Source organism: Roseivivax halodurans JCM 10272 (assembly GCF_000521785.1).
Lineage (GTDB): Bacteria > Pseudomonadota > Alphaproteobacteria > Rhodobacterales > Rhodobacteraceae > Roseivivax > Roseivivax halodurans.
The window spans coordinates 18,142-43,311 of record NZ_JALZ01000011.1; the positions used below are offsets into that span (position 1 = coordinate 18,142).

Annotated in this window: 25 protein-coding genes; 14 read left to right on the forward strand and 11 right to left on the reverse strand. The window is 67.6% G+C overall.

Going from position 1 to position 25,170, the window contains the following annotated elements:
• Positions 1-50 precede the first annotated feature (50 nt).
• The 4 genes from OCH239_RS11650 to OCH239_RS11665 all read left to right on the forward strand — a co-directional run bounded on the left by OCH239_RS11650 (position 51) and on the right by OCH239_RS11665 (position 4,829).
• Positions 51-3,053 (forward strand): sarcosine oxidase subunit alpha family protein, encoded by a 3,003-nt coding sequence (locus OCH239_RS11650; RefSeq protein WP_037262734.1) that lies wholly within the window; start codon positions 51-53, stop codon positions 3,051-3,053.
• Complete coding sequence (locus OCH239_RS11655) at positions 3,046-3,618, forward strand: sarcosine oxidase subunit gamma (RefSeq protein WP_037262737.1); 573 nt, start codon at positions 3,046-3,048, stop codon at positions 3,616-3,618. Before OCH239_RS11650 ends, OCH239_RS11655 begins: the two co-directional genes overlap by 8 nt.
• Before the next feature lie 87 nt (positions 3,619-3,705).
• Complete coding sequence (locus OCH239_RS11660) at positions 3,706-4,110, forward strand: hypothetical protein (protein ID WP_037262740.1); 405 nt, start codon at positions 3,706-3,708, stop codon at positions 4,108-4,110.
• 110 nt (positions 4,111-4,220) lie between these two features.
• Positions 4,221-4,829: a superoxide dismutase gene (locus OCH239_RS11665; protein WP_037262743.1), complete on the forward strand. Its 609-nt coding sequence runs from the start codon at positions 4,221-4,223 to the stop codon at positions 4,827-4,829.
• A gap of 97 nt (positions 4,830-4,926) precedes the next feature.
• Here OCH239_RS11665 and OCH239_RS11670 read toward each other — a convergent pair whose 3' ends face one another.
• The 5 genes from OCH239_RS11670 to OCH239_RS11690 all read right to left on the reverse strand — a co-directional run bounded on the left by OCH239_RS11670 (position 4,927) and on the right by OCH239_RS11690 (position 10,235).
• On the reverse strand, positions 4,927-6,210 hold the full coding sequence (locus tag OCH239_RS11670; protein ID WP_037262746.1) for a TRAP transporter large permease: 1,284 nt from the start codon (positions 6,208-6,210) through the stop codon (positions 4,927-4,929).
• Positions 6,203-6,727, reverse strand: a complete 525-nt coding sequence (locus tag OCH239_RS11675; protein WP_037262924.1) for a TRAP transporter small permease — start codon at positions 6,725-6,727, stop codon at positions 6,203-6,205. The genes OCH239_RS11670 and OCH239_RS11675 overlap by 8 nt, the downstream gene beginning before the upstream one ends.
• A gap of 49 nt (positions 6,728-6,776) precedes the next feature.
• Positions 6,777-7,757, reverse strand: coding sequence for a TRAP transporter substrate-binding protein (locus OCH239_RS11680; RefSeq protein ID WP_037262749.1), 981 nt, complete (start codon positions 7,755-7,757; stop codon positions 6,777-6,779).
• A gap of 85 nt (positions 7,758-7,842) precedes the next feature.
• Positions 7,843-8,715 (reverse strand): NAD(P)-dependent oxidoreductase, encoded by an 873-nt coding sequence (locus OCH239_RS11685; RefSeq protein ID WP_037262752.1) that lies wholly within the window; start codon positions 8,713-8,715, stop codon positions 7,843-7,845.
• Between the two features lie 32 nt (positions 8,716-8,747).
• Positions 8,748-10,235 (reverse strand): aldehyde dehydrogenase family protein, encoded by a 1,488-nt coding sequence (locus OCH239_RS11690; RefSeq protein WP_037262755.1) that lies wholly within the window; start codon positions 10,233-10,235, stop codon positions 8,748-8,750.
• A gap of 278 nt (positions 10,236-10,513) precedes the next feature.
• Here OCH239_RS11690 and OCH239_RS11695 point away from each other — a divergent pair, with 278 nt between their 5' ends.
• The 4 genes from OCH239_RS11695 to rarD all read left to right on the forward strand — a co-directional run bounded on the left by OCH239_RS11695 (position 10,514) and on the right by rarD (position 12,733).
• A complete protein-coding gene (locus OCH239_RS11695; protein WP_037262927.1) occupies positions 10,514-10,744 on the forward strand; it encodes a hypothetical protein in 231 nt (76 codons plus the stop codon).
• A complete protein-coding gene (locus OCH239_RS11700; RefSeq protein WP_037262758.1) occupies positions 10,744-11,193 on the forward strand; it encodes a host attachment family protein in 450 nt (149 codons plus the stop codon). The genes OCH239_RS11695 and OCH239_RS11700 overlap by 1 nt, the downstream gene beginning before the upstream one ends.
• A gap of 121 nt (positions 11,194-11,314) precedes the next feature.
• A complete protein-coding gene (locus OCH239_RS11705; RefSeq protein ID WP_037262761.1) occupies positions 11,315-11,749 on the forward strand; it encodes a nuclear transport factor 2-like protein in 435 nt (144 codons plus the stop codon).
• Between the two features lie 66 nt (positions 11,750-11,815).
• Complete coding sequence (gene rarD, locus OCH239_RS11710; RefSeq protein WP_037262764.1) at positions 11,816-12,733, forward strand: EamA family transporter RarD; 918 nt, start codon at positions 11,816-11,818, stop codon at positions 12,731-12,733.
• On the opposite strand, the gene OCH239_RS11715 is transcribed toward rarD, so the two are convergent.
• Positions 12,655-13,227 carry an LOG family protein gene (locus OCH239_RS11715; protein WP_037262766.1) on the reverse strand — a complete coding sequence of 191 codons (573 nt, stop codon included), beginning with the start codon at positions 13,225-13,227 and terminating at the stop codon, positions 12,655-12,657. The two genes, rarD and OCH239_RS11715, sit on opposite strands and share 79 nt — an antisense overlap.
• Before the next feature lie 115 nt (positions 13,228-13,342).
• Between OCH239_RS11715 and OCH239_RS11720 the strand changes: the two genes are divergently transcribed.
• Positions 13,343-14,596 (forward strand): Ig-like domain-containing protein, encoded by a 1,254-nt coding sequence (locus OCH239_RS11720; protein WP_051489430.1) that lies wholly within the window; start codon positions 13,343-13,345, stop codon positions 14,594-14,596.
• Positions 14,597-14,598: 2 nt separating this feature from the next.
• Here the strand turns inward: OCH239_RS11720 and OCH239_RS11725 are convergent, their stop codons facing one another.
• Positions 14,599-15,528: a LysR substrate-binding domain-containing protein gene (locus OCH239_RS11725; protein WP_037262769.1), complete on the reverse strand. Its 930-nt coding sequence runs from the start codon at positions 15,526-15,528 to the stop codon at positions 14,599-14,601.
• A gap of 88 nt (positions 15,529-15,616) precedes the next feature.
• Between OCH239_RS11725 and OCH239_RS11730 the strand changes: the two genes are divergently transcribed.
• Positions 15,617-16,840, forward strand: a complete 1,224-nt coding sequence (locus OCH239_RS11730; RefSeq protein WP_037262931.1) for an acyl-CoA dehydrogenase — start codon at positions 15,617-15,619, stop codon at positions 16,838-16,840.
• 178 nt (positions 16,841-17,018) lie between these two features.
• On the opposite strand, the gene OCH239_RS11735 is transcribed toward OCH239_RS11730, so the two are convergent.
• The gene (locus tag OCH239_RS11735) at positions 17,019-17,573 is read right to left on the reverse strand and encodes a cytochrome b (RefSeq protein WP_244430346.1); all 555 of its coding nucleotides are present in this window, start codon (positions 17,571-17,573) and stop codon (positions 17,019-17,021) included.
• Between the two features lie 202 nt (positions 17,574-17,775).
• On the opposite strand from OCH239_RS11735, the gene OCH239_RS11740 reads away from it, so the two are divergent.
• Entirely contained in the window at positions 17,776-18,480 is a 705-nt protein-coding gene (locus OCH239_RS11740) for a hypothetical protein (RefSeq protein ID WP_037262772.1), read from the forward strand.
• A 31-nt stretch (positions 18,481-18,511) separates the two neighbouring features.
• Positions 18,512-19,258: a trehalose-phosphatase gene (otsB, locus tag OCH239_RS11745; RefSeq protein ID WP_037262775.1), complete on the forward strand. Its 747-nt coding sequence runs from the start codon at positions 18,512-18,514 to the stop codon at positions 19,256-19,258.
• A gap of 4 nt (positions 19,259-19,262) precedes the next feature.
• Here the strand turns inward: otsB and OCH239_RS11750 are convergent, their stop codons facing one another.
• Entirely contained in the window at positions 19,263-19,994 is a 732-nt protein-coding gene (locus OCH239_RS11750) for a Crp/Fnr family transcriptional regulator (protein ID WP_051489431.1), read from the reverse strand.
• A 231-nt stretch (positions 19,995-20,225) separates the two neighbouring features.
• Between OCH239_RS11750 and OCH239_RS11755 the strand changes: the two genes are divergently transcribed.
• Together OCH239_RS11755 and OCH239_RS11760 are read left to right on the forward strand one after the other, a co-directional pair.
• Positions 20,226-21,644, forward strand: a complete 1,419-nt coding sequence (locus tag OCH239_RS11755) for an alpha,alpha-trehalose-phosphate synthase (UDP-forming) (RefSeq protein WP_084782387.1) — start codon at positions 20,226-20,228, stop codon at positions 21,642-21,644.
• A 39-nt stretch (positions 21,645-21,683) separates the two neighbouring features.
• On the forward strand, positions 21,684-22,421 hold the full coding sequence (locus OCH239_RS11760; protein WP_051489432.1) for a PIG-L family deacetylase: 738 nt from the start codon (positions 21,684-21,686) through the stop codon (positions 22,419-22,421).
• Between the two features lie 150 nt (positions 22,422-22,571).
• Here the strand turns inward: OCH239_RS11760 and OCH239_RS11765 are convergent, their stop codons facing one another.
• Both OCH239_RS11765 and OCH239_RS11770 read right to left on the reverse strand, forming a co-directional pair.
• A complete protein-coding gene (locus OCH239_RS11765) occupies positions 22,572-23,615 on the reverse strand; it encodes a glycosyltransferase family 4 protein (protein ID WP_037262778.1) in 1,044 nt (347 codons plus the stop codon).
• Positions 23,612-25,165 carry an ABC transporter permease gene (locus OCH239_RS11770; RefSeq protein WP_051489441.1) on the reverse strand — a complete coding sequence of 518 codons (1,554 nt, stop codon included), beginning with the start codon at positions 25,163-25,165 and terminating at the stop codon, positions 23,612-23,614. Before OCH239_RS11770 ends, OCH239_RS11765 begins: the two co-directional genes overlap by 4 nt.
• Between the last annotated feature and the right edge of the window lie 5 nt (positions 25,166-25,170).

The following is a 25,170-nucleotide window of genomic DNA, read 5'->3' on the forward strand; positions in this document are numbered from 1 at the left end:
AATATCCCCGCCGGAGGCACGCTCCGCCTCCGCCAGTGCAAGGGTTCAGCATGAGCCATCGCCTCTCCTCCGGCGGTCGCCTGATCGACCGCGCGACCTCAGTCCGCTTCACGTTCAACGGCACCTATCTGCGCGGCCATCCCGGCGACACACTAGCTTCGGCGCTGCTCGCCAGCGGCCGCTCGCTGCTCGGCCGCAGCTTCAAGTATCACCGCCCCCGTGGCCTAGTCGCCAGCGGCGCGGAAGAGCCCAACGCGCTTCTCGGCCTCGGCACCGGCGACCGGTTCGAGCCGAACCAGCGCGCCACGACCTCCGAGCTCTTCGAGAATGCGAGCACCACCTCGCAGAACCACTGGCCCACGCTCGACTTCGACATCGGTGCGGCGAACACGGCCCTCTCGCGCTTCCTGCCCGCGGGCTTCTACTACAAGATGTTCATCCATCCGCGGCCGCTCTGGAAGCATGTCTACGAGCCGTTCATCCGCCGCTCCGCCGGGCTCGGCAAGGCACCGGCTCCGGAGTCCCGCGACCCCGACCGCTACGAGCATTTCTACCTGCACACCGACGTGCTGATCGTCGGCGGCGGTATCGCGGGCCTCGCCGCGGCGAAGGCCGCCGGGGAGGCGGGCGCCGAAGTCCTGCTGATCGAGCAGACCCCGCATTGGGGCGGCCGCGCCCCGGTCGATGGCGGCGAGATCGACGGGCTCGACCCCGAAGCCTGGATCCAACGCACCGTCTCCGAACTCGAGGCGATGCCGAACGTGCGCCTGCGCACCCGCACCATGGGGTCGGGCGTCTACGATCACGGCTACGCGCTCGCCTACGAGCGGATCGCCGATCACGAGCCCGGATCCGAAGCGCCGCGTCACCGTCTCTGGCGGATCCGCGCGAGCCGCATCGTGACCGCCACCGGCGCGCTCGAGCGTCCGCTCGCCTTCGCGGGCAACGACGTGCCGGGCGTGATGCTCGCCTCCGCCGTCCGCGACTACGTCGTGAACTACGGCGTCGCGCCCGGCAAGCGCACCGTGATCGTGACCAACAACGACGACGCCTACCGGACCGCTCTGACCCTGCGCGACGCCGGCCTCGACGTTCCTGCGATCGTCGACGCGCGCCCCGAAGGCGGCGGCGCGCTGATGGCCGAGGCCCGCGCACGCGGCATCCGCATCCTGACCAACCGCGGCATCGCCAAGGTCAAGGGCGGCAAGAAGGTGAAGGCCGTCGCCATCTGCAACCAGCAGGGCGAGGGCGGCGTTCTCGACGTCATTCCCTGCGACTGCGTCGCCATGTCGGGTGGCTGGTCGCCGGTCGTGCATCTCTGGTCCCACGCGGGCGGCAAGCTGACCTGGGACGAGAAGGAGATCTTCTTCCGCCCCGATCCCTCCCGCGCGCCGACCGGCGCGGACGGACAGGCCTTCGTCATCGCCGCGGGCTCGGCCAACGGCCATCTCGGGCAGGGCGAGATTCTCACCGATGCCGCAAACGCCGGCGCAGAAGCGGCCGGGCAGGGGACGTCCTCCGCACCGCAGGGCGCAGCGCGCGACGAGGCGCCCATCGCGCCGGTCTGGATGATGCCCGCCAATGCGAACCCAGCGCTCCGCCGCAAGGCCTGGCTCGACTTCCAGAACGACGTGAAGGTGTCGGACGTCATGCTCGCCGCGCAGGAGGGCTACGAAAGCGTCGAGCACACCAAGCGCTACACCACGCTCGGCATGGCCACCGACCAGGGAAAGCTCAGCAACATCAACGGTCTCGCGACGCTCGCTCAGGCCTTGGGCGAGGCCATCCCCGCCGTCGGCACCACCACCTTCCGTCCGCCCTACACCCCGATCTCCCTGTCGGCGATCGCGGGCGAGGCGCGCGGCGATCTCTTCCAGCCGATCCGCAAGACCCCGCTGCACGAGTGGCACGAGGCGAACGGCGCGGCATGGGAGCCGGTCGGTCACTGGCGTCGGCCCTATTGCTACCTGAGGGGCGGCGAGACCAAGAAGGACGCCGTGATCCGCGAGATCAACCAGACCCGGACCTCGCTCGGTCTGCTCGATGCCTCCACCCTCGGCAAGATCATCGTGAAGGGCCCGGATGCCGCGCGCTTCATGGACATGCTCTACACCAACATGATGTCGTCGCTGAAGGTCGGCGCCTGCCGCTATGGTCTGATGTGCTCCGAGAACGGCTTCCTGATGGACGACGGCGTCGTGGCGCGGCTGGATGAGGACACGTTCCTCTGCCACACCACCACCGGCGGCGCGGAGCGCATCCATGCCCACATGGAGGATTTCCTCCAGACCGAATGGTGGGACTGGAAGGTCTGGGTCGTGAACGCCACCGAGCAATACGCGCAGATCGGCGTCGTCGGGCCGAACAGCCGCAAGGTGCTTGAAAAGCTCGGCGGCATGGACCTCTCGAAGGACGCCCTGCCGTTCATGCGCTGGACCGAAGGCGAGCTTGCCGGCATCCCGGCGCGCGTCTTCCGCATCTCCTTCTCCGGCGAGCTCAGCTTCGAGGTCGCCGTGCCCGCGAACAAGGGCCGCGCGCTCTGGGACAAGCTGTTCGAGGCCGGCGAGGAGTTCGGCGTCACGCCTTACGGCACCGAAGCGCTGCACGTCATGCGCGCCGAGAAGGGCTTCATCATGATCGGGGACGAGACCGACGGAACGGTGATCCCGCAGGATCTCGGCCTGCACTGGGCGATCTCGAAGAAGAAGGAGGATTACATCGGCAAGCGCGCCCAGGCCCGCAGCCACATGGACAATCCCGACCGCTGGCAGCTCGTCGGTCTCGAGACCCTCGACGGCTCCGTCCTGCCCGAGGGCTCATACGCCATCGCTGACGGAAAGAACGCCAACGGCCAGCGCAACACGCAAGGGCGGGTCACCTCGACCTACTACTCGCCGACGCTGGAACGCGGCATCGCCGTCGGTCTCGTCCATAACGGGCCAACCCGCATGGGCGAGGAGATCGAGTTCAACAAGGTGGACGGCGGCACCATCCGCACCCGCATCACCTCGACCGTCTTCTTCGACGCCGAGGGGGAGAAGCAGAATGTTTGACGCAGCGACGACGAAAGAGACGACCCGCTTCGAGGGGCTGGTCACGGTCGAGGATACCGGCCTCGCCGGCATGATCACCATCCGCGGCGCTCGCTCCGAGATCGGCGGTGCCATGTCGGACACGGTCGGCCTGCCGGTCCCCGAGACCCTGCGCGTGACCACGGACGGCCGTCGCAGCCTCGCATGGATGTCCCCCGACGAGCTCATGCTCTTCTGCGGTCACGAGGAGGCCGCGGACCTCGCCGCACGCCTCGCCGAAGCCACGGCGAGGGCCCATGCGCTAATCCTCGACATGTCCGACGCGCGCACGCTCTTCACCCTGACGGGCGCAGAAGCGAGCCTCCGCGAGGTTCTCGCCAAGCTCACGCCCGCCGACATGCGCACGCAGGCCTTCCCGCGCGGCATGATCCGCCGCACGCGCCTGGCACAGGTCTCGGGAGCGATCTGGTGGGCCGATGACGGATCGCTGCGCGTGATGTGCTTCCGGTCCGTCGCGGATTACGTCCGCGGGCTCCTCTGCCACGCGGCGCATCCCGCCTCTTGGGTCGGCCACTTCCGGGACTGATCCGGGCCTGCGGCGACACGCGCCTTGCAGCGGGCCTCCCGGGACATGATAGTCGGGGTCCACCCTTGAGGCCCCCGGGGAGCCTGCATGAAATCTCTACTTCTTGCCCTGCCGCTCGCGTTTGCGGCGGCCGGGTCGCACGCGGCCGAGACGCTTCTCTGCACGCTCGATCAATACGGACCGGGCAACTGGATCCCCGAGATCGTGTTCATCGGCTGGGACGACGGAACCCGGACCGCGACGGTCTCGGACCCGGTCATCCTGCATTTCAACGGCGCGCCGCTCCTGGCGCGGATCGCCGCGGACAACGACAAGCGCATCACCTTCGTCTGGGATCTCGCGGTGGAGGATCGCGCCGGCACCTACGTTCCGACCTTCATCTACCGCGCGACCTACCTCAAACAGAGCGGACGGATGCAGATCTCGGCCACCGCCGCCGGCTACGACGCCCGCTTCCAGGGGGGAGGAACATGCCAGCGCGACGCACGTTGACCTCAAGACAGCGAGAGGGAGACGTGAATGCCAGCCTTGACGCCCGGCGCTCACCGGATCACCTATCGCACAGCCGTTTGAATATATCACATGAAAGGTAGAGGTCTGACATGGCTTTTGAACTTCCCGATCTTCCCTATTCCCACGACGCGCTCTCTTCCAAGGGCATGTCCGCCGAGACCCTCGAGTTTCACCACGACATCCACCACAAGGCCTATGTCGACAACGGCAACAAGGCGATCTCGGGTACCGAATGGGAAGGGAAGTCCGCCGAGGAGATCATCAAGGGCACCTACGATCCGAACGCGGTCGCCCAGTCCGGCATCTTCAACAACGCCTCGCAATACTGGAACCACAACCAGTTCTGGGAGATGATGACCCCCGAGCAGAAGGGCATGCCGGGCGAGCTCGAGAGCGCGCTCACCGAGGCCTTCGGTTCGGTCGACACCTTCAAGGACGAGTTCGCCGCCGCCGGCGCCGGCCAGTTCGGCTCGGGCTGGGCCTGGCTCGTCAAGGACAAGGACGGCAGCCTCAAGGTCACCAAGACCGAGAACGGCGTGAACCCGCTCTGCTTCGACCAGACCGCGCTTCTCGGCGTCGACGTGTGGGAACACTCCTACTACATCGACTTCCGCAACAAGCGTCCCGCCTACCTGCAGAACTTCCTCAACAACCTCGTTGACTGGGAAAACGTCGCCAAGCGTCTTTCCGAAAGCTGATCCGACTGCCCGATCGTTCGGGACCGAGCCCCGCGCCCCAGGCGCGGGGCTTTTCTCGTTCCGGGCGCCCGACAGAAAAGCGGCCGTGACGCCGGTCTCAGAACCCGCTGACCCGCGGCAGCCACGTCGAAAGTCCGGGCACGAAGGTGATCGCCAGAAGCGCCACTGCAAGCGCCAGGAAGAACGGCGGCATCTCGCGGACGAGGGTCGTGGGTTTCAGCGACACCGCGGACGAGACGACGAAGATCAGGCTGCCCACCGGCGGCGTCGTCAGCCCGAGCGTGAGGTTCACGATGACGATGATCGCGAAATGGTCGGGATCGATCCCGAGCGCGAAGCTGATCGGCGCGAGGATCGGCACGAGGATCATTACCCCGGGCAGGGGATCCATGAAAAGGCCGAAGATCAGCAGTAGCGCGTTCACCGCCAGCAGGAAGACGATGGGCGAGAGATCCCAAGCGATGATGGTCTCGGCCAGCATCTGGGGGATCCCCTCGATGATCAGCACCCAGGCAAAGGCTCGCGCCGCCCCGAGGATCAGCAGCACCGCACCCGATACGATCGCCGCGCGCAGGATGGTGTCCGGCAGATCCCGCAGTCGGAACGAGCGGTAGACGAAGATCGCCACGAAGAGCGCGTAGAACACCGCGATGACCGACGCTTCGGTGGGGGTGAAGATCCCGAAACGGATGCCGCCGACGATCAGGACGATCAGCAGGAGTGCGGGAAAGGCGTGAAGCGCGATGCGGCCGATCTCGGACAGGGGCGGCATCGCCTCGCCCGAGGCGTAGCCGCGCCGGCGGCTGACATGGGCATTCGCCAGCAGCACCATCACCGTGATCAGGATGCCGGGCAGCACGCCCGCCATGAAGAGCGATCCGACCGATACTTCCTGATCCTGCATGGCATAGATGATCATGGTGATCGAGGGCGGGATGATCGGCCCCACGACCGCGCTCGCGATGGTCAGCGCGCCGGCATAGGCACGGTCATAGCCGCCCCGCTCCATCATCCGGATCATCATCGCGCCGGGCCCCGCCGCATCTGCGAGCGCGCTGCCCGAGATGCCCGCGAACATGGCCGAGCTGACCACGTTGGCGTGGCCGAGCCCGCCGCGCAGATGCCCGACAAGCGATTGCGCCAGTCTCAGGAGCGCCAGCGTGACGGCGCCCGCCGTCATGATTTCGGCTGCGAGGATGAAGAACGGCACCGCCAGAAGCGGGAAGCTGTCGAGGCCCGAGAACATCTCCTTGACCACGACGATATTGGGATAGCTCGACCCGAAGCTCAGCGCCACGAAGACCGAGATCGCCATTGCGAAGGCCACGGGCAAGCCGAGCGCGAGCAGCACGAAAAGCGCGGGGAAGAGGATCTCAGCCATTGGCGCCCTCGCGGACGGCCGGATCGCTCTCGGGCGCCGCCGCCCCCTTGAACGTGCCCGCCGTGATGAATTGCGGTGCGACCAGCATGAGGTGCAGTATCAGCAGCGCAAAGCCCACGGGCATCGCCGCATAGACGTAGACGAACGGCAGGCGCAGCGCCGGCGTCATCTGGTACTGCATCCGCTCGGCGTATTCGATGCCGACCGAGACCATAAAGCCGAAGAAGATCAGAAGGCCGAGGACGATCGCGCCGCGCAGCATCTTCTGCCCCGGGCCCGGCAGCGCGTCCTGGAGGTTGGTGATCGCGACATGCGCACCCATCCGGAGCGCGAGCCCAGCGCCGACGAACGTCATCCAGATCATCAGGTAGCGCGCGGCCTCGTCGGCCCAGGACAGCGAATGTCCCGTAAGGTACCGCAGGGCGATGTTCGCCCCCACGATCAGGGGCATCGCGCCCAGGATCAGGATCAGCGCCCAGCCGTTGGCACGGACGAAAATATGCTCGAGCCGCCTCACGCGAAGCTCCTTGCCTGCGCCGGCGCCCGCGTGGGGCGCCGGCACTTGGTCATTCGAAGTTGACGATCGAGTCGACCAGCTCCTGGCCGTAGGTCTCGTAATAGCCCTCGTAGGCCGACGAGATCTCTTCCTGGAACTGCGCCTTCTGCTCGGCGGAAAGCTCGTTCACCTTCATGCCGCGCTCCTTGAGCGTCTCGACGCCGGTGGTCTCGACATCGTCGACGAACCCGCGCATCGCTGTCGCGGCCTCGGCGGCGGCTTTCTCGAACGCCTCTTTCTGCTCGTCCGTGAGCCCCTCCCAGAAGGGCTTCGAGACCAGCAGCATCGCCGGTGAATAGACGTGACCCGAGAGCGTCAGGTATTCCTGCACCTCGTCGAGCTTCACCGACACGATGACCGAGAGCGGGTTCTCCTGCCCGTCGATCACGCCCTGCTGCAGCGAGGAGATCACCTCGGGCCAGGCCATCGGCGTCGGCGCCGCGCCCATCGCGTTGAACGCGGCCTGGTGGACCGGGTTCTCCATGGTGCGGATCTTGAGGCCCTCGACATCGGCCGGCGTCTCGATCGCGTTGCGGTTGTTGGTGATGTGGCGGAAGCCCTGCTCGCCCCAGGCGAGGCCGTGCAGGCCGACATCGTCGAACTTGGCAAGGATCTCCTGACCGATCTCGCCGTCGAGCACCGCGCGCGCATGCTCGAGATCGCGGAAGAGGAACGGGATGTCGAAGACGCCGGTATCCGGCACGAAATTGGCCAGCGTGCCCGAGGACACGATCGTCGCCTCGATCGTGCCGATCTGCAGGCCCTCGATCACTTCGCGCTCGCCGCCGAGGCCCGAGGAGGGGAAGTGCTTGAACTCGAAGGCGTCACCGGTCTCTTCGGTCACGACCTCCTCGAAGGTCTGGGCCGCGACGCCGTAATGGCTGTCGGGCGCCAGCGCGTAGCCGATCTTGACCTCGGTCTGTGCCAGCGCCGGAGTGCCCGCCGCAACAATCGCACCGGCTGCGACGAGCCCGCTGAAACGATACGTCATGTCTTCCTCCCTGAATTTCCCGATGTTGCTATACGCGGCGTTTTGCGGTGACAACCCCGCCCGGCGAGCGCTCTCGAACGGGCGCTCAGGCTTCGGCCGTCCTGCGGAAAAGCCGGACCATCTCGGGCACGTAGGCCTGCCCGGTCTCTCCGTCGGAGACCGACCGGATCGCGGCCGAGACGCCGTCCGCGACGGTGCGCTGCGCGCCCGCGGCCCCGGCCATCTCGCGGTAATAGTCGATGTCCTTGCCCGCGTTCGCGATCGCGAAGGGCAGGGCGCTGCGATCCCCGTTCAGGATGTAGGGCGAGAGCCGGTCGAGCGCCGCGCTCGCGCCGCCGCCATTCGCCAGCACTTCCACCAGCACGGCCGGATCGACACCCGCATCGGCCGATTGCGCCGCCGCCTCGGCGAGGAGCGTCATGAAGCCCACAGAGACGTAATTGTGCAGAAGCTTCAGCCGGTGCCCGTGACCGAGCGGCCCGACATGGGCAACGCTCTCGGTGAAGCTCTCCAGCACCGGGCGCACTCTCTCTAGGGTCTCGGCCTCGCCGCCCACCAGAAGGTTGAGCGTGCCGGCATGCGCATGCGCGGCCGTGCGCGTCATCGGCGCGTCGAGATAGGCGCCGCCGGCCTCGGCCGTGCGCGCGCCCATGGTCAGCGTCGTCTCCGGCAGCGAGGTCGAGCAGTCCACTATCACCGTCCCGGGGCGGAGTGCGGGCAGCAGGCCCTCCATCACCGCCGCGACCTGCGGCGCACCGGTCACGCAGAGCAGGATCACGTCACAGCTCTCAGCAATCTCTGCCGGTTCCCCGACCGCGATGCCGCCGAGTGCGACGATCTCCTCGGTGGGCTGGTTGCCCGGATGGTCGAGAAAGGTCAGCGCATGGCCGCCCCGCGCCAGAACGTTGCGCGCGATCCCGTGGCCCATGAGGCCCACGCCGATCAGTCCGACATTCATGATGGTGTCCCCCTGCAGTGCCGCGGGCAGTGTCAGTCCGCGTTGATCCAGATCGCCTTGGTGTCGAGATATTCCTCGACATGCTCGGATCCGCCCTCGCGCCCGTAGCCCGACATCTTCATGCCGCCGAAGGGCACCGCCGGGTCGATTGCGTGATACATGTTCACCCAGACCGAGCCCGCCTTCAGCCGGTTGGCCAGCTTGTGCGCGGTGCCGAGATGGGTCGAGAACACGCCCGCCGCGAGCCCGTAAGGCGTGGCATTGGCACGGGCCACCACCTCGTCGAGCGTGTCGAACGGCATGGCCGAGATCACCGGGCCGAAGATCTCCTCGCGCGCGATGCTCATCTCGTCCGTCACGCCGCCGAAGACGGTGGGCTGGAAGAAATGCCCGCCGCCGAGGCCGGTCCCCGTCGCGCGTCCTCCGCCTGTCACGACTTCTGCGCCCTCAACGGGACCGGCCGACAGGTAACCCTCGATCCGTTCCGCCTGACGGCCCGAGATGATCGGGCCGACCTCCGTGTCGGGCGCGATGCCGTGCCCGATCTTCAGCTTCGACGCGTAGTCGGCCACACGCCGCACGAACTCGTCGTGGATCTCGCGCGCAACGAAGAGCCGCGAGCCCGCGATGCAGATCTGACCCGAATTGGCGAAGACCGCCATCGCGGCCACCGGCACCGCCTTGTCGATATCCGCGTCGCGACAGACGATGACCGGGGACTTGCCGCCAAGCTCGAGCGACACGCGCTTGAGGTTGCCGGTCGCCGCCCGGGCGATGGCCTGACCGGTCGCGGTCGAGCCCGTGAAGACGATCTTGTCGACGCCCGGATGTTCGGCCAACGCGGCGCCGGCCTCGGCGCCCGTTCCCGTGACGATGTTGAGCACGCCGTCCGGGAGCCCCGCCTCCTGCATGATCCGGGCGATCATGAGCACGGTCAGCGAGGCCTCCTCGGAGGGTTTCAGGACGATCGTGCAGCCGGTGGCGAGCGCCGGTGCAATCTTCCAGACGGACCCGGCGATCGGCGCGTTCCACGGGATGATCGCACCCACGACGCCCACAGGCTCGCGTACGGTCGAGGAATAGATCTCGCCCGGGAAGGAATTCGGAATGGTCTGGCCGTGTACGCTGACGGCCTGGCCCGCGTAGAACCGCAGCATCCCCAGCACCCGCCGCTGGTTGGCGAGCGTGCGCGCAATCGGCATCCCCATGTCGAGCGTGTCCGAAAGACAGAGCCTGTCCCATTCGGCCTCGAACCGCTCGGCGATCCGGAGCAGCAGGTTCTGCCGCTCGTAAGGCGTGAAGGTCGACCAGGGCCCCTCGAACGCGCGCCGCGCCGCCTGCACGGCGGCGTCGATATCGGCGGCATCGCCCCGCGGGACAGTGGCGAGGAGCGTTCCGTCAGCCGGATTCGTCGCCTTCATCTCGCGCCCGGATTGCGCCGCACACCATGCGCCGTCCACGAACATGTGCCGGAACGTCCCGTCGTAGAGCTCCGTCGCGGATGCCTGCCAATCCTTCATCATGTTCTCCCGAGGGCGCGGTCCATCGTGTCGCGGCGTTGATGGCCGCAGCATGGTCCGAACACAAGCGGGCTTCCGAACGATGCCAGCAATTGTCGGGGCCATTTCAAAGCCGTGACGCCTTTGCGCAAGGCATACCGGCCCGGGTTCAGGACCTCCGAAGACCGCTTTCCCCGCGCGCGATACGGCGACACTTCCGTGAAGTCGCATATGATTTCTGCGGAACACATGGCCCCCGCACGCATTTCGATCACAAGATGATGACACAGGAGGCCAAGATGCCCGAACGCAAGAGATCCGAAGACGGACACCGCGAGACGGAAGACGTTCTCGGCCAGAAGCCGGAGGATCTTCCCGAGAGCCCCGACCACGAGGGCCGCGCCGGTGGCGAGCTGAACCGCAAGGTCGGCACGCGCGACGAGATGAAGAATTACGACGACGACAGCGACGGCAAGACCCGTCCGCTCGGCGGCGACAAGGACGGCAGCGGCGACAAGGAGAACATGTAATGAGCGTCCTCACGGAAGGCACTTTCGTACTCGTCGCCGACGGCGAGAAGGCCCTGTTCCTGCGCAACAAGGGCGATGCTGAGTTCCCCAGCCTCGAGGTCGTGCGCGAGGAAGAGCGGGACAACCCGAAGGATTCCGAGCAATCCGCCAACAAGCCGGGCCGCGCTCAGGACAGCGGCCGCCAGCAGACGTCGGCGATGGACGACACCGACTGGCACGAGCTGGCCAAGGAGCGCTTCGCCGACGATCTGGCGGACATCCTCTTCAAGCAGGCGCACAAGCACAAGTTCGACCGCCTCGTGATCGCCGCAGCCCCCAAGGTTCTGGGCGAGCTGCGCAACAAGATGCACAAGGAGGTTAAGTCCCGCGTCGTGGCCGAGGTGGCCAAGGACCTGACCAACCATCCGCCGCACGAGATGGAAAAGGTGCTCAGCGAAAACGTCGAATAAGCGACGCCTCAATTAAGATACCGGCCAAATTGGCCGGTATTTTTCTTTTGATCGAATTCGTTTTTCTGTCACATTTCTAACGTGCCGGCGCTGCGGCAGGTGTCAGGACGACGCATTTCCCATGACCGACATAAGCCTCATCGCGCAGACCTTCCTGTCCGGCTTTTTCGACATCGACGGACGCGGAACGATCGAGAGCGTCGTCTCCCGGAACGTGCGCGTCACCGGCGTCGAAGGCCTCGACATCCGCGGCAGGGTCGAATTGCTGAGGTTTCACAACATGGTCTGGTGCCAGGTGGACCTGCTCAAGGCGGAGCCCGTGGTCGTGCTCCGGGATCCCCCCTGGATCAGCTATCTCTGCGATCTGTCGCTTCGCGAGGGTCGGAGCGGCATCGCCGCAAGAGACAGGTTCCAGATCACCATGCGGATCGAAGGCGGCCGGATCGTGGAGATCGTCGCCTTCGTCAATTTTCTCGCGCTTTTCGAGACGATCGGCCGCCTGCCGCCGCGCACCCTCGACCGCTGCCTCGCCGGCGAGGTCATGCGCGCGGTCTGACGCCTGGCCTCTGGTCCTCGCCTGCGCCGCCCGCTAGCAATGGGGCGAACAGAGGACCGGACTTTCATGACCAGCGAACGGGCAGGGATCCTGTCGATGGTGGGCGCCTGCACCATCTGGGGATCGTCGCCGCTTTACTACAAACTCCTCGCCGACGTGCCCCCGGACGAGGTGCTGGCCCACCGCACGCTCTGGTCGCTGGTGTTCTTCGCCGGGGTGCTGATCGTCCAGCGTCGCCTCTCCGGTGTCGCCCGCGCGCTCGGAGACAGGCGCACGGCGCTCACGCTGGCCTTCTCGGCCGTGATGATCTCCTGCAACTGGTTCCTCTTCATCTACTCGATCCAGATCGAGCGGGCGACCGAGGCCAGCCTCGGCTACTACATCTTCCCGCTCGTCGCCGTCCTCCTCGGCGTCGTCGCCTTCGGCGAACGGCTGAAGCGGCTCGAAGCGGCGGCCGTCGCGCTCGCCGCGACCGCGGTCGCGCTCCTCGCGTGGCGCGAGGGCCAGCTGCCTTACGTCTCGCTCCTCCTTGCCGGCACCTTCGGCTTCTACGGCCTCGCCAAGAAGCGCATCGCCACAGGCGCCGTCGTTTCGGTCACGACCGAGGTCACTCTGCTGGCGCCGCTCGCGCTCGGCTGGCTGATCTGGCTGCATGTGGGGCAGGGGACAGGGATCTGGGGCCACGACGCCCGCGCCACCTTCCTGCTGATGCTGTCGGGGCCGATCACCGCCGCGCCGCTCATCCTCTTCAGCTACGCCTCGCAGCGCGTGGCGCTCAGCACCGTCGGGCTGATCCAGTACCTCAACCCGACGCTGCAATTCCTCTGCGCGACCCTGGTCTTCCGTGAACCCTTCGGGCTGGCCCAGGCGGCGGCCTTCGCGCTGATTTGGACCGCGCTCGGCCTCTACAGCGCCGCGCGGTTCGGCGCCGAGCGGAAGCGCCGCAGGGCCTCGGTCAGCTCGGTCACCGATCCGCAGATCTGAACCGCCTCGAGCATTGTCCCGCCGGCGAACCCGGTCTCGACGACGTGCGACAGGAGCGTCCGCAGCGGCTCCCAGAAGCCGCCGACATTGAGCAGGAAGATCGGCTTGTCATGGAGCCCGAGCTGCCGCCATGTCAGCACCTCGAAGAATTCGTCGAGCGTTCCGGCACCCCCGGGCAGAACGCAGATCGCATCGGCGTTCATCACCATGACCTTCTTGCGCTCATGCATCGTCTCGGTGACGAAGAAGCGCGTGAGGTCCCGCTTGCCGACCTCCCATGCGACGAGATGCTGGGGGATCACGCCGAAGGTGTCGGCGCCGGCCTCCTGCGCCGAGCGCGCGACCGCTCCCATCAGCCCCACGTCGCCCGCCCCGTAGACGAGCCGCCAGCCCGCCTCGCCGATGGCGCGACCGGTCTCCTCGGCGGATTGCATGTAGGCGGGATCGTTGCCGGGCCGCGCGCCGCAATAGACGCAGACTGAAAACTCGCTCATCTCGATTCTGTCCCTGATCTTGGGGTTTTGACGGTCGCTGGCGGCACTGCTATACACATTCAATCGTGCCGAAAACCGCAAGGGCGTCACTGCACGATTGGGGGGAGCGACGACGATGCCGAGGATTGCAGCAGCCGGACCGACACTCGGGGCGCTCGCCGCCTGTGTCCCGGTGGCGATCCGCTTCTACGTCGCCGGCCGGCAGGGCACCCCGCCGACCGACCCCGTCGCCGAGGCGCGCCTCTCCGCGCCGGCGACGTCGACTGCGACGGACGATCCCCGTGGCGAAGTGGCGGCGATGACCGGGAGCACCGGAGACGAAGATGCGCTGCCCGCCGCGGACCCGCATGGCGCCGACCTCGCGCAGGATCCCGGCTCGACCACACCCGGCGCCGCGACGGATCCCGGCCCCGAGGCGCCGCCCGGGACGCCCAGCTTCGATCTCGTGCGTGTCGATCCGGATGCTCTTTCCATCGTCGCGGGCCGCGCGGCGCCGGGCGCGGAGGTGACGCTCCGGCTCGGCGACACCGAAATCGGCCGCGCCACCGCCGACGGGTCGGGACAATTCGCGGTCTTCCCCGAGATGCCGCGGCTCGACACCGCGACAATCCTGACGCTGTCCGCAACCGACGCGGCAGGCACGCGGTCCGGGACCGAGGAGGTCGTCCTCCTTCCCCAGCGGGCCGCTTCCGGTCCCCGGACGCAAGCCGCGCCCGCCGCTCCGGCACCGGCCGTCACTCCCGAGACCGACGTCACCGATGTGTCCGCCGCCCCTCCGCAATCCGCCCGAGTGCCGTCCGAGAGGGAAGGCGGGTCCGCCATCGCCATGCTCCTCTCCGGCCCGGACGGCGTGGAGGCGCTCCCCCCGGCCACCCGGCCCGGCGCACCGGTGCCGCCGGAACGCGACTTCGTCCTGATCGACACGATCAGCTACCGCTCCGAGGGCGAGGTGGCCCTGTCCGGCCGCGCCGATCCGCAGGCGCGCGAGGTGCGGGTCTATCTCGACAACCGGGCCATGATCGACGGCAAGGTGGCGCCGAACGGCCAGTGGCAGGTCGCGCTCGCGGATGTTCGGCCGGGAACCTACACCCTGCGCGTCGACAGCCTCGACGCCTCCGGGGCCGTGACCGCACGCGCCGAAAGCCCGTTCCTGCGCGAAAGCCGCGAGGCGCTGGAAGCCGCGACGCCCGAGACCCAGGGCGCACCAGTCCAGGCGGTCACGGTCCAGCCCGGCAACACGCTCTGGGCCATCGCGCGGGAGCGATACGGCTCGGGGCCGCTCTATGTCCGCCTTTTCGAAGCCAATTCCGACCAGATTCGCGACCCGGACCTGATCTATCCCGGCCAGGTCTTCTCGATCCCGGATTAGGCTCAGCGGGGCAGGGGATCGTCCTCCTCCTCGGCCTGGGTCGTCAGCCAGTCGCGGAACTGCGTCAGCGCCGGCGACATCGGCCGGTCGTCCGGCCAGACGAGGTAATAGGCGCCGAGCGTGATCGCCGGGGCCACGGAGGCGCGCAGGAGCGTGCCGGTCGCCAGCTCGGTCTCGACGAGGTAATCGGGCAGCAAAGCGACCCCGAGCCCCGCCTGCGCCCCCTCCCGCATCGCCGTGAACTGGTCGAACGTCGTGCCGCCCCGTGCCATGCGGGTGACCCCGTGCGCCGCGAACCAGTCGCGCCAGGCCTGCGGACGCGTCTCCATCTGCAGGAGGGGCAGACCGGCGAGCCGGGCAGGGGCCAGCGCTCCGTTCGGCACGAGATCCGGCGCGCAGACCGGCTCCATCCGCTCCGGCCTGAGCCGCAGGCGCGCCACCCCGGCACGGGGCTCGGGACCACCGAACTCGATCGACGCATCGAAGGGATCCGTGCCGAAGTCGCAGGGCCGGATCCGGGTCGCGAGGTTCACCGTCACGTCCGTGTGCCGCCGCGTGAAATCAGGGAGCCGCGGCACCAGCCAGCGCATCCCGAAGGACGGCAGCATGGCAAGATCGAGGCTGCCCGCGCGCCCCGGCAGGCGCAGCGCCAGCGAGGCCTGCGCGATCCGCTCAAGGCTCGCCCGCACGGTCGCCGCATAATCGCGCGCCGCAGGCAGCAGCTCGAGCGAACGCCGCTCCCGCCGTACCAGCGGCACGCCGAGCGTGTCCTCGAGCGTCCGGATCTGCCGGCTGACTGCGCTCTGGCTGAGGTCGAGCTCGGAGGCCACCGCCGTCGCGGACCCGAGACGGTCGAGCGCCTCGAGCGCGCGCAGCGCGCCGAGCGGCGGAATCATGCGGCGGGAGACGGACGTCACTTGCGTTTTCCTCATGCGTCTATGCGCTATTGTCGTTTTTCCATGACGGCAGCGCAAGGTATGGTGGCGCTCAAAGCTGCATGGGAGAGAGACCATGAACGACATGAGCAATCCGAAACCCGCCCTCAAGGATAAGGACGCGCCCAATCTCGGCCCCTTCGACTGGGAGGATCCGTTCCGTCTCGTGGATCAGCTCGAGGAAGACGAGCGCATGATCGCCGAAAGCGCGCGCACCTATGCGCAGGAGAACCTGCAGACCCGCGTCGGCGGCGCCTTCGAGGAAGAGACCGTCGAGCCCGAGATCTTCCGCGAGATGGGAGAGATGGGCCTGCTCGGCGTGACCGTGCCGGAGGAATATGGCGGGCTCGGCAGCTCGTACGTGTCCTACGGCCTCGTCGCCCGCGAGATCGAGCGCGTCGATTCCGGCTACCGCTCGATGATGTCGGTTCAGTCGAGCCTCGTGATGTATCCGATCTACGCCTACGGCTCGGAAGAACAGCGCCAGAAATACCTGCCGAAGCTCTCCTCGGGTGAATGGATCGGCTGCTTCGGCCTGACCGAGCCCGATGCGGGCTCCGACCCCGCGGCGATGAAGACCCGCGCCGAGAAGATCGACGGCGGTTACCGGATCAGCGGCTCCAAGATGTGGATCTCGAACTCGCCCATCGCCGATGTCTTCGTGGTCTGGGCAAAATCCGACGCCCATGACGGCAAGATCCGCGGCTTCGTGCTGGAAAAGGGCATGAAGGGCCTTTCCGCGCCCAAGATCGGCAACAAGCTCTCCCTGCGCGCCTCCGTCACCGGCGAGATCGTCATGGAGGGTGTCGAGGTCGGCGAGGACGCGCTCCTGCCGCATGTCCAGGGCCTCAAGGGCCCCTTCGGCTGCCTCAACCGCGCCCGCTACGGCATCGCCTGGGGCGTGATGGGCGCAGCCGAGTTCTGCTGGCAGGCGGCCCGGTCCTACGGCCTCGATCGCAAGCAGTTCGGGCGGCCCATCGCCCAGACCCAGCTCTTCCAGAAGAAGCTCGCCGACATGCAGACCGAGATCGCGCTCGGCCTGCAGGGCTGCCTGCGCGTCGGCCGCCTGATGGACGAGGCCAAGGGCGCGCCCGAGATGATCTCGATCCTCAAGCGCAACAATTGCGGCAAGGCGCTCGACATCGCGCGGATGTCCCGCGACATGCATGGCGGCAACGGGATCTCGGGCGAATTCAATGTGATCCGGCACATGGTGAACCTCGAGACGGTGAACACCTACGAGGGCACCCACGACGTGCACGCGCTGATCCTCGGCCGGGCGCAAACCGGGCTGCAGGCGTTCTACTGACCCAGGCTTGGGCCAGCGAGGGGCCAGCCCCTCGCGCTCCCCGGGATATTTTCGTCAAGAAGAAGCAGAACGCGCCGGTCGGCCGGGATCGACAAGGGGCGCGGCCGGCCGCGGATGGAGCGGGTTCGCGCCGCCGACGACCATGGCGCAGACCCATGCGGGGCTGCCGCTCTCATCCTCAGACCGGCGGCCAGATCCGCCCCAGGACGCCGTCGCGCCGGACGACCGCGTGATGGATCGCCGCTCCAAGATGCAGCGCGATGAGGCCGATGGCGACGAAGCCGCCGATTTCGTGCAGCCGCGACGCGGCCTCGGCGAGCGGCTTCGACACCGGGACGAGCATCGGCGCGCCCATCGCGTCGAGCCATTCGATCGGAAAGTCGCCGGCGCGCACCCGGACATAGCCGAGGACCGGCATCGCAAGCAGGATGGCGTAGAGCGCGCCGTGGCTGAGCGCCGCAGCCCGCACCTGCCAGCCCGGCAGGTCCGCCGGCAAGGGCGGCGCCGGATGGCTCCACCGCCAGATCAGCCGCAGGACCACGAGCATGAACAGGATCACGCCGACATTCTTGTGAAAGAGGAAAAGCGTGTTCTGCAAGGGACGGGGCAGTCCCTCCTGCACCATGATGAGCCCCGCGGGGACCATCATCAGCACGATCACCGCCACGACCCAGTGAAAAAGGCGCGCCACGCGCCCGTAACCCTCGCGCATCCGCGCCGTCGTCGTCGCCATCCGGTCCCTCCACCGAAATGCCCGGATCACACCCGGAGCCGTCCGGCGCGACCCTAACACATCGCGCTCGATGCGCAGAGGCATTGCGGCGCACGGACATGGGCATCTCGCCGCTCCGCTGCACCGCAAAGTGATAATACACAATCGGCGGACCGCATGTCTGGTGCCCGTGTTCCTGTCCTGCAAAAACGGGACCAAGATTATGCTCAGCTGGATCACAGAATATCAGGCCTTCCTGACGCTTGGCGTGCAGGCGATCTCCGCGATCGTCTGGCTTGCCTATCTGCAGGTGTTCGTGACCAGTTTCCGCAGGCAGCGGAGGTCGAACATCTTCGTCAACCGCGTCGCCGGCAACCGCGACCGCGCGCATCTGCTCGTCGGGAACATGGGCGCCGAGCCCATCTATGTCGCCGCGATCATCGCCGATCTCCATGGCGGCGATACCAGCCATTCGGCGATCGTCACCGACCGCGACGGCTCGGACGCCCATGGCGGTCCGGAGGGGGCGGCAAGCGCGAAGGAGGCGCCGAATCGGCTCAAGGTCAGCCGCCAGGGGCCGCTCGAAACCGCGCAATACCGCGACGCGGGCTCGTTCCGCGATCTGATCGAACGCGCTCTCGAAGACGAGGACACGCCGCTCGTGGCCGAGAACGTCACGTCGCTCACCGTCACCGTCGCTGCAGAAAGCTCCCACGATGCCTATCTCGTGGCGGGACAGCAGAGCTTCTGGGTGCGCCACGATCAGGGCCAGCGGGTCTACATCCCGCAATCGACCCGGACGCGCCAGATCCGCGGCTGGCGCGAACGCCGGCATCTGGCGAAACGCATGGAGGCCGCTCTCGAGGCAGAGGCGCGGAAATATCTCGGCACCGACGAAAACACCACCATCCTGCCGACCGCGGCCTGAGCGTCCGGCCGCATCTCAATGAACTTGGACAATGACAGACAGACCGCCATTTCCCGATCCCACGACCCACGCCTTTTTCCTCGACTTCGACGGAACGCTCGCGCCGATCGTCGACCATCCGGAGAGCGTCCACATGCCGGGCGGCACTCGCGCCGCGCTCGAGGCGCTGCATGAGCGGTCGGGGGGAGCGCTCGCCATCGTCACGGGCCGCGCGCTTGCCGATCTCGTGCCGCATCTGCGCGGGATGGACCTGATCCTCTCGGGCTCGCACGGTCACGAGGTCTGGCATCCCGGCGATCCGCCGGTCCGGCGCGCCGAGGTCGCGCCCGTGCTGGCGCCGGTGGACGAACGTCTCACCAGCGTCGCGACGCGCCACAACCTGACGCTCGAGCGCAAGCCCGGCGCCATAACCGTTCATTACCGCGGCATGCCGCATCTCGAGGAGATCGTCCGCGAGGCCGTCGACCGGGAGGCCGATGGCGACGGGACCCTGAAGGCCCTGCACGGCAACATGGTGAGCGAGGTGGTTCTGGCCGCGGCGGGGAAGGGGGCTGCGATCCGCAGCTTCCTCGAGGCCGAACCCTTCGCCGGCCGGCGCCCCGTGATGATCGGCGACGATGTGACCGACGAGGACGGGTTCGAGGCGGCGGAGGCGATCGGCGGCTTCGGCATCAAGATCGGCGGCGCCGAGACCCGGGCCCGCTACCGTCTCGCCTCGGTCGACGCGCTGGCGGACTGGCTGTCGGAGCTGTCCCGGCCCGGAGCCGGAACAACCTGACCTCTCAGCGCCGGGCCCTTGCGATCTCGAGGTAGCCCGGATCGAATTTCCCGTGCTCCTTCAGGCCCTGCAGGTCGTGCACGTTCACCCGTCCGCGGGTCCAGTCGATCAGCCCGCGCGCCCGCAGTTCCTGCACCGCCCGGTTGGCATGGGCCCGCGACAGGCCGAACAGCCGCTCGAGGTCCTTTTGCTCGAGCGGCATGTGGAAGCCGCCGTCCTGCACGAAACCGATCGTGTCGTATCGCGTGTAGAGCTCGCAGAGAAAATGCGCGATGCGCTCGGTCGCGCGCAGCGTCGCCCCGGCGGCGAGCCAGGCCCGGTGGATCTTCGCGTCGATGAGCGTGAGCATCCACAGAAGCCGCGTCAGATGCGGGAAATCCTCTGTGATCTGGCGCAGTTGCGTCATGTCGACGAGCTGAACCTTGCAGTCGCCCTGCGCCACGACGGAATGATCGAGACATTCCAGCACGAGCGCATGCAGATCGACGAAATCGCCGGGAATGTGCACGGCGGACACCACGCCCTGCTCGGTATGGGTCGGCTGAACCCGGAGCGCCATGCCCGCCACCACGAGACAGCTCTGGTCCGGGGTCGGGCCCGCCGGGATGATCGTCTCGTTATGACCGAATCTCAGGGTGCGCACTGACAGAGCCGACAGGGCGGCCTGTTCTTCTGCATCGAGTTGGTCGCGCCTCCCGAGAACAAGGGAAAGAAGTTCGGAAGTCTGGGTATTCATGTGTCTCGCTGCCAAAGTATGGGGCCGGTCGGGCAGGGCCCGAGCACGGTGTGCTACACACCGATTTGAAACGCATTGGCAAGCACGACGGTTCCCGGATTGCCGTACAGCAACCGCGAACATGTGGCCGGAACTCACCAATTCAATGGAGTGTTTTTTCCGCAGATGGCAAGCCCGTGGATCGCCTTCCGAACCGCTTGCCATTGCCAGCTGACACGAAAGGCCAAACCGATGACCGGAAAACTCGTCGTCGTCTCGAACCGCATCCCGACCGGCGCCACGCCGTCGGGCGGGCTCGTGGTGGCGGTGCACGATGCGCTGACGCGCAGCGGCGGTCTTTGGGTCGGCGCCCATCCCGACGAGGGCACGCCGGATCAGGACGGTCTGACCGAGATCGCGTCCGGTGACTACACCCGGCTCGCCTTCCACCTGACACCCGAGGAATACGACAGCTATTACCTCGGCTTCGCCAATTCCGTGCTCTGGCCGCTCTGCCACGGCCGGGTGGACCTGGTCGATATCGAGCGCGGCTTCGAGGAGACCTATCTTGCGGTCAACGCCCGTGTCGCCCGGCTCCTCGCGGACCAGATCGGCGAAGGCGACATAGTCTGGGTGCACGATTACCATTTCCTGCCGCTCGCCTCGGAATTGCGCAAGCTCGGCATCACCGCCCGCATCGGGTTCTTCCTGCACATCCCGTTCCCGCCGCTCGGCGCGCTCTCGACGCTGCCGTCGCCGGACGATTTCGCGGAATGGCTCTCGGCCTACGATCTCGTGGGCCTGCAGACGCGCCGCGACACCGCATCCTGCCTCGAGATGTTCCGCGCCGATCCGCGTGCGGAGTTCATGACCGACGGCAGCGTGAAATTCCGCGACCGCTCGGTATCCGTGCGCTCGTTCCCGATCGGCATCGACGCGGAAAGCTTCGCCGAAGCGGCCGCCGTCGAGGGACCAGACGCGGAGCTCGGCATCGACATGCACGAGGATCTCGTCATCGGCGTCGACCGGCTCGACTATTCCAAGGGGCTGCCGAACCGCTTCCGTGCCTTCGGCAAGTTTCTCGACAGCCGGGCAGGGACCGGACGCCGGGCGAGCCTCCTTCAGATCGCGCCGCCGACCCGAGAACGCGTCGCGGCCTACCGCGCGATCCGGACCGAGCTCGAGGAGATCGCCGGGCGGCTCAACGGCGAGCACGCCGAGCTCGACTGGACGCCGATCCGCTACATCCACCGCGGCGTCGAGCGCGATACGCTGGCGCGCCTGCATCGCCGGGCCCGTGCCTGCCTGGTCACCTCGCTCGCCGACGGCATGAACCTCGTCGCCAAGGAATACGTCGCGGCGCAGGATCCCGAAGATCCGGGCGTCCTCATCCTGTCGCGCTTCGCGGGCGCCGCCGAGGACATGACCGAGGCGCTGCTCGTCAATCCCTACGACATTGACGAAACCTCAGAAGCCATTGAAACCGCAATAACAATGCCGCTGGAGGAGCGGCGCCGGAGACATGCGCACAGCCTCGGCGTCGTCCACGCGACCAACGTCACAGACTGGGCGCAAAGCTTCGTGTCCTGCCTGAAGACCTGCACGCCGACGCTCGACTACCGCCGTGCGCAGACGGGCCGCACGCTTCAGCACGACGGCGAGACCGCTTGAACGGTACGCCGCAAGTCATTGACCGGAGGAGGAAAACCCATGGCCGATAAGGTCATTTCCAAACCAGAGACGCCGCTCTGCATCGCGCAGCTTCTCGAAGAGCCGATCGTCGTCCTGACGCCGCATCCCGACGACAACGCCTTCGGCTGCGGGGCGCTCCTGACGCATGCCTTCGCCAACAAGGGCGCGCACATCATCTGCATGGGCGAAGGCCCGCATGCGGGCGCTTTTGGCGGACCCTGTGCACGGCGCGGCGAGATCGAACTGGCCGTCGCGTATCTCGGGGGACAACCCGGCGACATCACGGCGCTGCGTCGTCCGGCCGGCTGGGCCGAGCAACCCGACACGTTCCGAATGCTCGCGCGCCATGTCGGCACCATCGCGCAGGCCATGGGTGCGCGGCGCATCTTCTCGACTGCCGACACCAGCGAGAATGCCGAACACCGCGCCACCGCCGAGGTCGCCGCCATGGCCGCCGAGATGTTCGATCTCAGCCTCTGCCATTATCAGGTCTGGGCGGAATGGACCGAAGCGGCGCTCGAAGGCGCATCGCCAGGCGGCACGCTGCACCGGCTGCCCGTCGGAGACGCCGTGGCCGCCAAGTCCCGAGCGCTCGGCGCGTTCCGCAGCCGGTTCGGACAGGATCTGCCATCGGGTCCGAGCGGCATCACATTGCCGGCCGACTACACCGCGAGGTTCCTCGGCGCCGACGAGCTCTTCTACGAGGCCGCGCGCGCAAGCCGTCCGGGCAAGGTTTCCGACGACCGGAAAGCGTGACATTCCAGTGCCAGGCCGGTGATGCACAGCACCACCGGCTTAACCTTATATTTTCCATAATACTGATTATCGGACTGCTGCTATAGAACGCAGCTCCGATCCCCACCGGTCTGTGCGTGACCGAAAGTCGCTCGAAGATACTCCGTGGCGTCAAAGCACACCCAGAACCTCGCTTGCGATCCGGGCGGTCTCGGTCCAGTCCGGCCGCTGCGCCCCGGCAGCCGCGGCCTCTTCGGCACATCCTGCCCGCAGGCCTTCATCCTCCAGCATCTTGCGCAACGCCCCGGCGAACGCGTCCGGATCGTCCACTGGTACCAGAATCCCGGATCCCTGCGGTACGGTGTCCGGAACCGCCCCGGTCGCGCAGCTCACGATGGGAAGACCGTGCACCAGCGCCTCGTCGAAGACGATGCCGTAGCCCTCGTAGCGCGTCGCAAGTGCAAAGAGCGCCGCCTGCCGATAGAGCGCGCCGATCTCCTCCTGCGGCACGCGCCCCGCGAAACGCACCCGGTCCCCGAGCTTCAGCTCTCCAAGAAGCGCCTCAAGTTCAACGGCATATGCGTCGTCGTGCACCTTGCCCACGACGATCGCCTGCCAGTCGAGATCGCGCAGTTTACCCAGTGCGCGCAGCAGCACGTCGTGACCCTTGCGCGGATGCTGGATGCCGACCGACAGGATCAGCGGCGGCGTGACCCTCTCCGGCGGCCCCTGCGGACGCGCTACGCCCGGCCGCGCGATGGTGATGCGCGACGGATCCGCGCCGTAGCTCTGAACCAGGATCTCCCGCGTGTGCGGGCTCGGCACCAGAACATGAGAGGTGAGCGCCAAGTTGTCGCGCTCGCAACGGAAAAGGCGATCAGCCTCCTCCGCGCCAAGGCCGCTTTCGAGCGCCAGAGGATGGTGGATCATCGCCACGATCGGCGCCCGGCACCGGGCGAGACCGCCCGTATCGATGCTCCCGAAGACCAGCCCGTCGACGATCACCGGCCGGTCCGGCGCAACCTCCTCAAGCTGCGCGATTGCATCCGCCATATGCTCCGGCGTCGGATCGGGAAAGGAGCTTCCGAGTTCCAGATGCGCCACGTCGTGACCGATCGCCCTCAGCCCCTCGAGCAACTTTCGCTCGTAGATGTAACCCCCCGTGAGCGTTGTGATATCTCCGGGGATCGCGAAGGCGGCGGCGCGGTGACTCATCGTCTGACCTGTTCTGCGGCATAGCGGGAGAGGACGAGTGCCTCGGCCCGTGACACGAGCCCGTACCCTGCCGCCGACAGAAGCGCCACCACCGCGACCGAGGCCCACAGCATGTCGTAATCGGAGAGCGACGCCGACAGCGCCATGAGGCTGCCGATGCCCTGCCCGGTCGCCAGCCACTCGACCACCGTCACCGCCAGCACCGAGGCCGGGACCGCCATGCGCGCCGCGGCGAAGAACGCCGGCAGCATCGCCGGCAGCCGCACATGGACAAGCCGCGCGACAGGACCCGCGGCGTAGCTGTCGAAGACGTCGAGGATCTGGCCCGGGGCCTGCCGCAACCCGTGCAGGCAGGCGACGAAGGTCGGAAAGAACACCATGAGCGCCACGAGCGTGATCGTTCCCGCCTCGCCGCGCCCGAGAAGCAGAACGCCGAGCGGCGCGCTGGTGACGATGGGCACCGACCGCAGCGCCACCGCCAGCGGCATCGCCACCGTCGAGGCGACCGGCACGAGGACGATCAGCGTCGCAAGCGCCGCCCCGAGCGCAAGACCCGCGAGGTATCCCGGCACCACGGCGATGGCCGTCTCCCGCAGCGCCGCCAGCAGCGTCGCGCGCGTCTGCGCGGCATCGGGCGCCAGCATCAGCGCCTCGAAGACGTCGCCTGGGCGTTTGGCGAAGAAGGCGTTGAGGCCGAAGCCTTCGAGGAGGCCCCACCAGAGGACGAGGGCCAGGATTGTCAGCCCGAGCGGCGCCAGCGCCCCGAGCCGCCGCCCCACCGGAGCGCCGGGCGGAGACAGGATCACCGGCGGCGGCGCGACCGACACCGCCCGCGCCAGCGCCCCGATCGCGGCATAGGCCGCGACCGAGATGGCGGCGGCGAGGCTCGCGAGCGCCCAGGCCCCCGGCACGTCGAGCGCCCGCATCGCACGGATGGTCAACACGCCCATACCGCGTTCGGCGCCGGTGAATTCGCCGACCATCGCGCCGAGGAACGCGGCCGGGGCGGCGATCTGCAGGCCCGCGAAAAGATACGGCAGCGCCGTCATCGCCCGGACGTGCCAGAGCTCGGCCGCCCTGCCCCGACCATAGCTCTGAACCAGCTCGAACCAAGTGGCCGGCGCCGCGCGTAGGCCCACCAGCAGGGGCACGTAGGTCGTGTAATAGACCGCCAGCGCCGCCAGAGTGATCTGCGGCCCGTCGCCCGGCCCGTAGAGCACCCGCAGGATCGGCCCCGTCGCCACGAGCGGCAGGCAGAAGACCAGGAGCGCCAGGGCCGACACCACGCGCTCGCTCCGCGGCATGACGATGGCGGTGACCGCAAGCGTCACCGCCGCAAGGTTGCCCCAGAAGAACCCCTGCGCGGCGCTCCAGAGGGTCTCCCTCAGGGCCCGGACCATGAGCCCGGAATTCTGGGCAAGGTAACGCGCAACCTCGACCGGTCCGGCGAGGATATAAGCGCCGCTCAGCGCCCGGGCGGAGAGCTCCCAGAGCGCGACGATCAGCAAAAGCCCGAGCGCCGCGCGGAGTACCGGGTCGGAGCGCCGCATCGCGG

Bases quoted from the DNA above. Each gene is read 5' to 3' on its own strand.
- OCH239_RS11730 (WP_037262931.1), top strand. From the start codon at position 15,617: ATGAGCAATCCGAAACCCGCCCTCAAGGATAAGGACGCGCCCAATCTC.
- OCH239_RS11735 (WP_244430346.1), bottom strand. From the start codon at position 17,573: ATGGCGACGACGACGGCGCGGATGCGCGAGGGTTACGGGCGCGTGGCG.
- OCH239_RS11750 (WP_051489431.1), bottom strand. From the start codon at position 19,994: ATGAATACCCAGACTTCCGAACTTCTTTCCCTTGTTCTCGGGAGGCGC.
- OCH239_RS11665 (WP_037262743.1), top strand. From the start codon at position 4,221: ATGGCTTTTGAACTTCCCGATCTTCCCTATTCCCACGACGCGCTCTCT.
- OCH239_RS11655 (WP_037262737.1), top strand. From the start codon at position 3,046: ATGTTTGACGCAGCGACGACGAAAGAGACGACCCGCTTCGAGGGGCTG.
- OCH239_RS11760 (WP_051489432.1), top strand. From the start codon at position 21,684: ATGGCCGATAAGGTCATTTCCAAACCAGAGACGCCGCTCTGCATCGCG.
- OCH239_RS11685 (WP_037262752.1), bottom strand. From the start codon at position 8,715: ATGAATGTCGGACTGATCGGCGTGGGCCTCATGGGCCACGGGATCGCG.
- OCH239_RS11690 (WP_037262755.1), bottom strand. From the start codon at position 10,235: ATGAAGGATTGGCAGGCATCCGCGACGGAGCTCTACGACGGGACGTTC.
- OCH239_RS11705 (WP_037262761.1), top strand. From the start codon at position 11,315: ATGACCGACATAAGCCTCATCGCGCAGACCTTCCTGTCCGGCTTTTTC.
- OCH239_RS11680 (WP_037262749.1), bottom strand. From the start codon at position 7,757: ATGACGTATCGTTTCAGCGGGCTCGTCGCAGCCGGTGCGATTGTTGCG.
- otsB (WP_037262775.1), top strand. From the start codon at position 18,512: ATGACAGACAGACCGCCATTTCCCGATCCCACGACCCACGCCTTTTTC.
- OCH239_RS11755 (WP_084782387.1), top strand. From the start codon at position 20,226: ATGACCGGAAAACTCGTCGTCGTCTCGAACCGCATCCCGACCGGCGCC.
- OCH239_RS11695 (WP_037262927.1), top strand. From the start codon at position 10,514: ATGCCCGAACGCAAGAGATCCGAAGACGGACACCGCGAGACGGAAGAC.
- OCH239_RS11715 (WP_037262766.1), bottom strand. From the start codon at position 13,227: ATGAGCGAGTTTTCAGTCTGCGTCTATTGCGGCGCGCGGCCCGGCAAC.
- rarD (WP_037262764.1), top strand. From the start codon at position 11,816: ATGACCAGCGAACGGGCAGGGATCCTGTCGATGGTGGGCGCCTGCACC.
- OCH239_RS11670 (WP_037262746.1), bottom strand. From the start codon at position 6,210: ATGGCTGAGATCCTCTTCCCCGCGCTTTTCGTGCTGCTCGCGCTCGGC.
- OCH239_RS11740 (WP_037262772.1), top strand. From the start codon at position 17,776: ATGCTCAGCTGGATCACAGAATATCAGGCCTTCCTGACGCTTGGCGTG.
- OCH239_RS11700 (WP_037262758.1), top strand. From the start codon at position 10,744: ATGAGCGTCCTCACGGAAGGCACTTTCGTACTCGTCGCCGACGGCGAG.
- OCH239_RS11650 (WP_037262734.1), top strand. From the start codon at position 51: ATGAGCCATCGCCTCTCCTCCGGCGGTCGCCTGATCGACCGCGCGACC.
- OCH239_RS11660 (WP_037262740.1), top strand. From the start codon at position 3,706: ATGAAATCTCTACTTCTTGCCCTGCCGCTCGCGTTTGCGGCGGCCGGG.
- OCH239_RS11770 (WP_051489441.1), bottom strand. From the start codon at position 25,165: ATGCGGCGCTCCGACCCGGTACTCCGCGCGGCGCTCGGGCTTTTGCTG.
- OCH239_RS11765 (WP_037262778.1), bottom strand. From the start codon at position 23,615: ATGAGTCACCGCGCCGCCGCCTTCGCGATCCCCGGAGATATCACAACG.
- OCH239_RS11720 (WP_051489430.1), top strand. From the start codon at position 13,343: ATGCCGAGGATTGCAGCAGCCGGACCGACACTCGGGGCGCTCGCCGCC.
- OCH239_RS11725 (WP_037262769.1), bottom strand. From the start codon at position 15,528: ATGAGGAAAACGCAAGTGACGTCCGTCTCCCGCCGCATGATTCCGCCG.